The organism is Allorhizocola rhizosphaerae (assembly GCF_003426775.1).
Lineage (GTDB): Bacteria > Actinomycetota > Actinomycetes > Mycobacteriales > Micromonosporaceae > Allorhizocola > Allorhizocola rhizosphaerae.
This window is the reverse complement of sequence record NZ_QJUG01000383.1, coordinates 1-4,310: the sequence shown is the minus strand read 5'-3', so window position 1 is coordinate 4,310 and position 4,310 is coordinate 1. Positions and strand designations below refer to the sequence as shown.

Annotated in this window: 4 protein-coding genes and 1 pseudogene; all 5 read right to left on the bottom strand. The window is 68.3% G+C overall.

Features of this window, described 5'->3' with window-relative positions; all coding sequences use genetic code 11:
- Window positions 1–734: pseudogene (locus tag DM816_RS40465) on the bottom strand (hypothetical protein); the annotation flags it as partial.
- Between the two features lie 2 nt (window positions 735–736).
- Window positions 737–1,267, bottom strand: a complete 531-nt coding sequence (locus DM816_RS40460; protein ID WP_162908362.1) for a hypothetical protein — start codon at window positions 1,265–1,267, stop codon at window positions 737–739.
- Window positions 1,268–1,324: 57 nt separating this feature from the next.
- On the bottom strand, window positions 1,325–1,522 hold the full coding sequence (locus DM816_RS40455) for an acyl-CoA carboxylase subunit epsilon (RefSeq protein ID WP_117215746.1): 198 nt from the start codon (window positions 1,520–1,522) through the stop codon (window positions 1,325–1,327).
- A complete protein-coding gene (locus DM816_RS40450; protein WP_117215745.1) occupies window positions 1,519–2,457 on the bottom strand; it encodes an NYN domain-containing protein in 939 nt (312 codons plus the stop codon). Before DM816_RS40450 ends, DM816_RS40455 begins: the two co-directional genes overlap by 4 nt.
- 266 nt (window positions 2,458–2,723) lie before the next feature.
- Window positions 2,724–4,223 carry an acyl-CoA carboxylase subunit beta gene (locus DM816_RS40440; RefSeq protein ID WP_246002705.1) on the bottom strand — a complete coding sequence of 500 codons (1,500 nt, stop codon included), beginning with the start codon at window positions 4,221–4,223 and terminating at the stop codon, window positions 2,724–2,726.
- Between the last annotated feature and the right edge of the window lie 87 nt (window positions 4,224–4,310).

Genomic DNA, 4,310 nt, shown 5'->3' with positions numbered 1-4,310 from the left:
GGGAGGTTGGGCGGTGGCGTCGGTGTCGTCGGCGGCATGCCGGGCGGCCGTGGCGTGAGCTCGACCAGCTCAGGCCCCCGCGGCTGCGGGAACGGCGTGAGCGGGCCCTGCGGCATCTGCGGCGGAGGCGAGGGCGGAGGCGTGGGCACCACCGGCGGGATGACCGGCGGCGTCGCCGTGGACGAACCGCCCGAGTAGTCGTCGCCCTCGCCACCGGTGCCTCGGCGGCCAGGCGGGTTGTAGGGCGCGGGCGGGCCGAGCGCCGTGCGCGACCCGCTCAGATCCGTCGACAGCGTATACATCACGCCGGCCGCGCGGAGCGCCGCGTTGTCGGCGGCCTCGGTGGTGTCCGAGTTGCGCCACTCGTTGTAGATCGGCTCAAGCTTGCGCTTCGCCTCGGCCATGGCGTTGGGGATATCCGCCGCGGCCTGATAGTTGGCGCCGGCCACGGTGTCGATGTTTTTCACCGAGGTGATCAGATCGTCGAGCTTGGTGAGGAACGCCTCGGAAGCCTGGCTCGTCTCCGGGTTCCACGTCTGGGCCAGCCGGTCACGGAAGGCCTGCAGCCGCTGGGAGTAGAGCCCGGCCAGCTCGCTCGCCTTCTTCCAGCTGGACGCCTGGTCATAGTGCGGGGAAAGGTCGCGGTTGACCCAGTCCCACATCACCTGGACGTCGATGCCATACCAGTACGTGCCGCTTCTGCTGCCGCCACCGCCGTCAGCTTCGTATGCCATGATCAGCTCCCCGTCGTCGTGGGCTCAGTCGGGGTCGTCTCCGGCGCCTCATTGGGCGTCGTGGACTCCGCCTGCTCCGGCGTCACCGGCGTGGTGGCGCTGGTGCTCACCAGGTTGGCCTCGACGTCGCTGACCTTCGCCGCGGTGAGCTCGTCGGCGCCGCGATAGGCGTTGCCGATCTCCCGGGCGGCCGTGAAGAACGCGGTCACGGCCTGCTTGTGCGCCTCCAGCACGGTGCTGGTCTGCACGAGCACGTCGCGGTGGTGCGTCATGCTCTCGGTCAGCTCGATGAAGCGCTCATCGGGCGAGGCCGGCGTCTTTTCCATCAAGCGGTAGACCTCGTCGAGGTGAGGCAAGAAGTCCTGCTCGAACTCGGTCTGCAGCGCATTGGCGAAGGCCTGCAGATCCTGGACGTCCACCTGCAGGGCACGGCCATCGACCCAACCGGTCATGGGATTGCTCTCGGTGTAACCGGTGTTTCTGCCCCAGTCACGTAGCCAGGCTGGCCCGCGATCTTCCTCAGGAAGCCCCATCGGCTAGTCCCTCCCCTGGACCCATAAAACCTCTATTTTCGCGTACTGGAGCGTACCTCACCGGTGCGACAAAGTGGGGAGCGCCGACTCCCGCCAAGAGCCCCGCGGGGCCGGCAGACCGCTGCGCCACCAAGCCGAAACCGGCCGCGGCGCCTCCGATGTGGACGAAGGGGGCAACCCGGCCAGCACCCCGACCAGTGCCGCGATCTCCTCGGCGGTGGGCGTGCCCTTTTCGATCCGCAGATTCGTGTTCATGCCTGCTCCCCGGTGGGCCGCGTGATCCCGAACTCGCGGTAGACCCGGGACCAGAAGCCGTCGCGCACCCACAGGCGCGCCTTCTCATGTGGCCGCAACGATATGCCAAGCTCCTTCTCGGCCTCAACCAGGAGCTCCTTGTCGATGACCGTGGGCAGCAGCGGGCCCGGCAGCAGGTCGCCTATGTTGTCGCGGCCACGCGTGACGATCCATTTCTGCGCGACGAACTCGCCCGCCTCCACGATCTCGGTGCGCTCCGGGATGGGCGGCCGGACCTGCTTGGGCGGCGCGGGCCGCGGCTCGGGCGCCACCACCACCGACGACACCGGCAGCGCGATCGCGGGCCGGCCCGAGAACACCTCCATCGGCGTCGGCGTGCGCGGCCGCACGGCGACCGGAGAGAAGTAGGGGCGGATGAAGTCGCCATCAAGGGTGTGCACGGTGTCGCTCTCCCAGACCAGCCGCTCCGCCTGGTTGGTCCCATATGGCGGCTCGACCCCCCACAGGTGCACCCGCACGCCGTAGCTCTGCGCGGCCTCGACCGCCGACACCATGTCTTCGTCGCCGGCCAGCAGCACCGCGTCGGTCACCGCCCGGTGCCGGGCCAGCGTCTCCAGGTCGTTGCGGATCTGGGCGTCGACGCCCTTCTGCTGCCCGCGCAGGTTCAGGTTCCCCAGCCGCAGCTTCACCTGACCCATCTGTGCGATCACGCGCTGATCGATGGTCGGGACCCGGTCGCGGGCCGCGTCGAACCAGTAAACCCGCAGAAGATCGTCACCAAGATGTGATGCGGCGAGCTTCATGAGTGCGTGAATGAGCCCTTCGGCGTCCACTTTGCACTCCGAACGGTTGGGCGTCCCCAACAACAGCTCGGCCGAGGCGGCGTAGAGATACCCCACATCGACGAGCACCGTGTGACGACGGGCAGGGTTCATCTCGCTATCCTTCCACAGCTCGATGAACGTTCCCGCGCGGTGAACGCCATGTTCACTCATCCACCCGCCGCGGCCGGGCCGGCGTCCGGGCGCGGGCACACCGGGCCGATCGGCTTGCGGGCGTTCGAAAGCGCGGGCACCAGCGTGCCCGCGCGAAAAATCTTGCCGGTCGACCACGGCAGAACGCGCCCTTTTCACTCGGGTGAACCCACACTCACGCTCGTGCCGCGAGATGTGCCCACCCCTGCGGGCGGCTAAACCCCAGGTCAGAGCGGGATGTTGCCGTGCTTCTTGGGCGGCAGCGACTCCCGCTTGGCCGCCAGCGCGCGCAGGCCGCGCACGAGGTGGGCACGCGTGGCCGACGGCCGGATCACCAGGTCGACATAGCCCCGCTCGGCCGCGACATAGGGATTGCACAGCGCGTCCTCATATTCGGCGATGAGGTCGGCGCGGCGGTCGGGATCGGCGGCCAGCTCGGCGCGGTAGAGGATGTTGACCGCGCCCTGCGCGCCCATCACGGCGATCTGCGCGGTCGGCCAGGCGAAGTTGAGGTCTGCTCCGAGATGCTTGGACCCCATCACGTCATATGCCCCGCCATAGGCCTTACGCGTGATCACTGTGAGCTTGGGGACCGTGGCCTCGGCGTAGGCGTAGATCAGCTTCGCGCCGCGCCGGATGATGCCCTCCCACTCCTGCCCCGTCCCGGGCAGGAATCCCGGAACGTCCACAAAGGTCACCACCGGGATGTTGAACGCGTCGCAGGTGCGCACGAACCGCGCCGCCTTCTCCGAGGCCGCGATGTCCAGGCAGCCGGCGAAGTGCATGGGCTGGTTGGCCACCACGCCCACCGGCCGCCCCTCGATGCGTCCAAACCCGACGATGATGTTCTGCGCGTAGAGCGCGTGCACCTCAAGGAAATCGCCGTCGTCGAGGACCGTCTCGATCACGCGGTGCATGTCGTAGGGCTGGTTGGCCGAGTCGGGGATGAGCGTGTCGAGCTCCGGGTCGGACCCGAGGTCGGAGACCACCGGCAAGGACGGCGCAGCGTCCAGGTTGTTGGACGGAAGGTATGCCAACAACGCCTTCACATAGTCGATGGCGTCCTGCTCGTCGGCGGCGAGGTAGTGCGCGTTGCCGGATTTGGTGTTGTGCGTGCGCGCCCCGCCCAGCTCCTCGAAACCCACATCCTCACCGGTGACGGTCTTGATCACGTCGGGCCCGGTGATGAACATGTGCGACGTCTGGTCGACCATCACGGTGAAGTCGGTGACCGCGGGCGAGTAGACCGCCCCGCCCGCGCACGGCCCCATCACGAGCGAGATCTGCGGGATCACGCCGGAGGCCCGCACGTTGCGGAAGAAGATCTCGCCGTAGAGCCCCAGCGAGACCACGCCCTCCTGGATGCGCGCCCCGCCGGAGTCGTTGATCCCGATCACCGGGCAGCCGGTCTTCATCGCCAGGTCCATCACCTTGACGATCTTTTCGCCGAACACCTCGCCGAGCGACCCGCCGAAGATCGTGAAGTCCTGCGCGAACACGCACACCGGCCGCCCGTCGACCGTGCCGTAACCGGTGACCACGCCATCGCCGTAGGGCCGGGTCTTTTCTTGGCCGAAGTTGGTCGACCGGTGCCGGGCCAGCTCGTCGAGCTCCACAAAGGACCCCTCGTCGAGCAGCATCGCGATCCGCTCGCGCGCCGTCTTCTTCCCGCGGGCGTGCTGCTTGGAGATGGCGCGCGCGGACCCGGCGTGCACCGCCTCGTCCATGCGCCGCTCGAAATCGGCGATCTTCCCCGCGGTCGTGTGGATGTCCGGCACCGTTGCAGTCACGGGGTGATGCTAATCCCGTGCCCG